Consider the following 5209-nt stretch of genomic DNA (forward strand, 5'->3'; position numbering starts at 1 on the left):
GCCCACCCTCGCGGACCTGCCCGGCGCCCTCGACGTGGTCCGCCGCCGGGTCGGCGAGGTCGGCCAGGCCCTCGACATCGGCGCGTCCGTGGCCCGCGCCACCTGGGGCCTGCGCGGCGCCGCCCCCGCCCTCACCGCGAACGGCACCGGAACGCGCCGTACCGCCGGGGTCGTCATCGACCTCGACGACGTGCACCGCATCCGCAAGCAGGCGGGCGGCACCGTCAACGACGTCCTGATCGCGGCGGTCGCGGGCGCCCTGCGCCGCTGGCTCACCGAGCGCGGCGAATCCGGCGACGGCGTACGCCCGCGGGCCCTCATCCCCGTGTCCCGGCGCCGCCCGCGCGACGCCAGACCCGCGGGCAACCGGCTCTCCGGCTACCTGCTGCGGCTGCCCGTCGCGGAACCCGACCCGCTGGAGCGGCTGCGTACCGTCCGCGCGGCGATGGACCGCAACAAGGAGGCGGGCCCGCAGCGCGGCGCGGGCGCCGTCGCCCTGCTCGCCGACCATGTGCCGCCCCTCGGCCACCGGCTCGGCGGCCCTGTCGTAGCCCAGGCCGCCCGGCTCCTCTTCGACATCCTCGTCACCAGCGTCCCGCTGCCGTCACTCGGCCTGCGCCTGGCCGGCTGCCCCCTCACCGCCGTCTACCCCTTCGCCCCGCTCGCCCAGGGCCAGTCCCTCGCCGTCGCCGTCTCCACGTACCGCGGCCGCGTCCACTACGGCCTGGTCGCCGACGCGGAGGCCGTCCCCGACCTGGACCGGCTCGCGGATGCGCTGCGCACGGAGATCGCCGTACTGGGGGAGGCGGCGGGGGCCTGACGGCCGGACCGCGTACGACAACGCAGGCGCGGGAAACGTGAAGTAGCTCCCACCTGCCCCCACGCGGTTTGGATTCCGGTGCCGTGCTTACGTAAAATTCCCTCTTTGGAAACTTCCCGCGACCCCACGCACGCGCGCGTGGGGCCCGAGTGAGCACGAGGACACGGCGATGACGGTTGCCCCTGAGGCGGCGGACAGCAGCCAGACGTACGGACCGGGGATCGACCCGGAGCGCCTGGCCGTCTGCCTCGGCGTGCTCGACGAGCTCGACAAGCTGGAGGTCGACCACCCCGACGCGATCGCCGTGCGCCGGGCCACCGCGGGCATCTACCGCACCGTGAAGCAGCGCCGCCGCCAGGAGCGCCGGGCCGCCAAGACCGCGCACGACAAGTCCGTCACCGAGGCCACTGCCACCGGCTCCGCCGAGCGCATCGACGACGAGACGCAGGGCCTGCTGCCTTCCTCGTCGACGGTCGGGGAGATCGCCGGGATACTCCAGCGCCCCCGCTCCTGCTACATCTGCAAGACGCGGTACGTGGAGGTCGACTCCTTCTACCACCAGCTCTGCCAGGAGTGCGCCGCCGAGAACCGCGCCCGCCGCGACGCCCGCGCCGACCTCAGCGGCAAGCGCGCCCTGCTCACCGGTGGCCGCGCCAAGATCGGCATGTACATCGCGCTGCGCCTCCTTCGCGACGGCGCGCACACCACGATCACCACCCGGTTCCCGAAGGACGCCATCCGCCGCTTCAAGGCCATGGACGACTCGGCGGACTGGATGCACCGCCTGGAGGTCGTCGGCATCGACCTGCGCGACCCGGCGCAGGCCGTGGCCCTCGCCGACCAGGTCGCCGAGCAGGGACCCCTCGACATCCTGATCAACAACGCCACCCAGACGGTGCGCAGGCTGCCCTCCGCGTACGCCGCCCTGGTCGACGGCGAGAGCGCACCGCTGCCGGCCGGTGAGCTGCCCGCCGTCCAGGTCATCGGCGCGTTCAACTCCGGCGCCGTCGACGGCCTGGCCGCGCTGCCGCTCGGCACCAGCGGACTCGAGGCCCAGCAGGTGGCCGACCTCGCCCTGGTCGCGGGCAACGCCAGCGTCGTCCGGCACCGCGACGGCACCGCGATCGACGCGGGCGGCCTCGTCCCGGACGTCGTCGACACCAACACCTGGGTGCAGACCATCGAGCAGATCTCCCCGGTGGAGCTCCTCGAAACCCAACTCTGCAACTACACCGCGCCGTTCATCCTCATCAGCAAGCTCCGCCCGGCGATGGCCGAGGCCGCCAGGCGCGCGTCCAGCGGCCGTGCGTACGTCGTCAACGTCTCCGCGATGGAGGGCGTGTTCAGCCGCGGCTACAAGGGCGCCGGGCACCCCAACACCAACGCGGCGAAGGCAGCGATGAACATGGTGACGCGGACCAGCGGCCAGGAGATGTTCCAGGCCGACCAGATCCTGATGACCTCCGTGGACACCGGCTGGATCACCGACGAGCGCCCGCACTACGACAAGCTGCGCCTCGCCGACGAGGGCTTCCACGCCCCCCTCGACCTGATCGACGGCGCCGCCCGGGTGTACGACCCGGTGGTGCGCGGCGAGTCGGGCGAGGACCTGTACGGCGTCTTCCTGAAGGACTACGCCGTCTCCAAGTGGTAGTTCCCGCAGGGTAGTTGGCGTCCGGGGCGGGCGTGCTCGGCTCAGTTCCCCGGGCCCGCCCGCAACTGCCGTACGGACACCGGGGAGCTCCACTCCGTCAGGCCCGAGGCGATCAGCGCCTCGAGCTTGGCCTTGCCGTGCTCAAGGCCGACGGTGTCGACGACCCCGGCGTCCCGCGCCGCCCGCAGGATGTTGACCTGCCCGGCCAACTGCACGTCCAGGCCCTGGGTGTACTGCGGTGCGGTGCCGTCCGCGCGGTCGGCGTCGATGTCCGCGGCGAGCGCGGGCAGCAGCTTCGCCATGTTCGCAAGCCAGCGCACAAGCAGTCCGGTGAACTCCTCGGCTCCGGCGCCCTCGTGGGACAGCGCCATCGCCACCGAGTGGTGGAAGCCGTCGAACAGGAAGCCCATGCCGTCCAGGAGCGCCAGGTCGTACAGCGAGGCGAGACCGATCTCCGCGCCCACGTACCGCGCCTCCCCGAACACCTCCAACGTCTCGCGGTGCGCCGCGAACACCCGTTCCGGGCCGCTGTACAGGAGGAACGCCTCGTCGGTGGCGATGGTCGGCGGTACGGCCATGATGCCGCCGTCCACATACTCCGCGCCGTGCCCGGTCACCCACGCGGCCATCTCGTCGGCCTGCGCGGGGCTGCCGTTGGTGAGGTTGACGACGGTACGGCCGCGCAACTGCCCGACGGCCGGTTCGAGGGTGCCGCGCACGGTGGGGTAGTCCAGGGTGCAGAGCACGACGAGCGGGCTCGCGGCCACCGCGTCGGCGACACTCGCGGCCCGTACGGCGCCCGCCTCGACCAGCGCGTCGCCCTTGGCGGCCGTGCGGTTCCACACGGTGGTGGGGTGACCGACGGCGAGCAGGGCGCCGGCGAGCGCCTGCCCCATCACGCCGAGGCCGATCACGGTCACCGGTTCATGACTGCTCACAGCAGCTCCTGTCTTCGAGGATCAGAGGATCGGAGGATCAGTGGGGTGCCGGGCGACTCCCGGCACAGCCAGCCTCACCGCCACCACCGACCCCCGACAAGTACGCACAAAAAGGTGGGCACGCACCAACAGGTAAGCGAGGGAGGGGAGTTACGGGACCTGCGCGCGGCGCACGCCCGTGCCGCCGTCCACCACCAGGTCGGTACCCGTGACCCACTGGGCGGCGTCGGACACCAGCCACAGCACCGCCCGCGCCACGTCGGCGGGCTCCCCGATCCGGCCGAGCGGCAGCCCCGCCGCGCGCTCCTCCCCGGACCCTCCGGCGTCCCCGGACCCTGCCTCCCCGGACCCTCCGGACCAGGCGAAGCGCGCCATCTCGGTACGCACGAGACCGGGCGAGACCGCGTTCACCCGCACCAACGGGCCCAGTTCACCGGCGAGTTGACGGGTCAGGTGGAGCAGCGCGGCCTTGCTGGTGGTGTACGCGCCCAGGTGCGGGGCGACATGGGTGGCGGCCTCCGTGCAGACGTTCACGACGCAGCCGCCGTGCTCCCGCATCCCGGCCCGCCAGGCCTCCCGTACGAGCCGCAGCGGTGCTTCCACATTTACCGCGAACGCCGCCCGCCACCGCTCGGGGTCGATGTCCATCAGGGGGCCGCGCGGTTCGTTGGTCGCGGCGTTGTTGACCAGTACGTCGAGGCGGCCGAACGCGCGCACCGTGCCCGCGACGCACTCCCGCAGGTGGGCGGGGTCCGCGACGGACCCCGCGACCCCGATCGCCCGCACCCCGCCGTCCCGCAGCCCCGCGACCGCCCGGTCCACGCCCTCCGGGTCCCGCGCCGTGACACACACCGCCGCACCGGCCCCGCCGAGCGCCTCCGCCACGGCGAGCCCGATGCCCCGCGAAGCACCGGTGACGAGCGCGACCCGCCCCGCGAGCTCACCCTGAACAGCCATGTGCGCACCGTCTCATGACGGTCCGTCAGGGAGAACCCCGACGGCGTGAACGGATCAGTGCCGCACCGGATACGCACGCCCCGGCGCCGGCCTCGGCGGGGGCGCCGCGCGGTCCGCCGCCACCAGGGCGAGCACGGGCCGCCAGTCCTCTAGGACCCCCGCGTCGAGACCCGGCACGAGAGCGGCCTCGGCGGCCTGGCGCAGCGTCACCGCGTCCTCGGCCAGCGGGTCACGGGCGAACGCTTCGGCCTCCGCCGCCGCCATGACCCGGCCTCGCGCCCCGGCGGTGCGCGAGGCCCAGGGGGAGAGTTCCCGGCCCGGCTCCCGCGTGGCGAGGAACCGCTCGGCGGGCGTGTGCAGCCGTACGAGCCGCGCGACCCGCCCGCCGAGCAGCAGCTGTATGCAGTCGGCGACGGCATCCGTACGGGTCGCGGCGTCGTCGGTCACCGAGGCGCGCGAGCCGTCCGGGTGGAGCAGCAGCCCGATGTCCTGCACCAGGCCCGCGACCTGCAACTCCTTGTCGCTGGGCCGGGAGCGGCGCAGCAGCGCGGCGATCTGCAGGGCGTGCTGGTGCAGGTCGGGCGGGTCGAGGTGGCCGGGGTGTTCGGGCCGGTCGGGGGCGCGCTGTGCGCCCTGGCCGGAGTACAGGAGTTCCATCAGCTCGTCGACGGTCCGCGGCGCCCTCTGTGGCGCCATCCAAGGCTCCATGCGCGGCTCCCTCCGGGCTCGGTGCCGGTGAGGAGCAGCACAGCATGGCCGGCTGACGGCGCAACCAACGCGGCGTTAACCTCGCGCACCACCCGCGCCCGAACCGCGCACCACCCGCGCCCGAACCGCGCC

The 5209-nt window shown here is 73.7% G+C and carries 5 protein-coding genes; 2 read left to right on the top strand and 3 right to left on the bottom strand.

Annotation, left to right across the window (positions count from 1 at the left end; genetic code table 11):
* Positions 1–820: WS/DGAT domain-containing protein (locus GUY60_RS33950; RefSeq protein WP_161704940.1), on the top strand; the 820-nt coding region annotated here is incomplete at its 5' end.
* Positions 821–989: 169 nt separating this feature from the next.
* Positions 990–2474, top strand: coding sequence for an SDR family NAD(P)-dependent oxidoreductase (locus GUY60_RS33955; RefSeq protein ID WP_161704942.1), 1485 nt, complete (start codon positions 990–992; stop codon positions 2472–2474).
* Positions 2475–2515: 41 nt separating this feature from the next.
* Here the strand turns inward: GUY60_RS33955 and GUY60_RS33960 are convergent, their stop codons facing one another.
* The 3 genes from GUY60_RS33960 to GUY60_RS33970 all read right to left on the bottom strand — a co-directional run bounded on the left by GUY60_RS33960 (position 2516) and on the right by GUY60_RS33970 (position 5065).
* On the bottom strand, positions 2516–3412 hold the full coding sequence (locus tag GUY60_RS33960) for an NAD(P)-dependent oxidoreductase (RefSeq protein ID WP_161704944.1): 897 nt from the start codon (positions 3410–3412) through the stop codon (positions 2516–2518).
* A 150-nt stretch (positions 3413–3562) separates the two neighbouring features.
* A complete protein-coding gene (locus GUY60_RS33965) occupies positions 3563–4369 on the bottom strand; it encodes an SDR family oxidoreductase (RefSeq protein WP_161704946.1) in 807 nt (268 codons plus the stop codon).
* A 54-nt stretch (positions 4370–4423) separates the two neighbouring features.
* Positions 4424–5065 (bottom strand): metal-dependent phosphohydrolase, encoded by a 642-nt coding sequence (locus GUY60_RS33970; protein WP_161704948.1) that lies wholly within the window; start codon positions 5063–5065, stop codon positions 4424–4426.
* Between the last annotated feature and the right edge of the window lie 144 nt (positions 5066–5209).

The sequence above is a fragment of the Streptomyces boluensis genome (genome assembly GCF_009908195.1).
Taxonomy (GTDB): domain Bacteria; phylum Actinomycetota; class Actinomycetes; order Streptomycetales; family Streptomycetaceae; genus Streptomyces; species Streptomyces boluensis.

Excerpts from the sequence above, each read along its gene's own strand:
- GUY60_RS33955 (WP_161704942.1), top strand. The coding sequence starts at position 990 with ATGACGGTTGCCCCTGAGGCGGCGGACAGCAGCCAGACGTACGGACCG.
- GUY60_RS33965 (WP_161704946.1), bottom strand. The coding sequence starts at position 4,369 with ATGGCTGTTCAGGGTGAGCTCGCGGGGCGGGTCGCGCTCGTCACCGGT.
- GUY60_RS33970 (WP_161704948.1), bottom strand. The coding sequence starts at position 5,065 with ATGGCGCCACAGAGGGCGCCGCGGACCGTCGACGAGCTGATGGAACTC.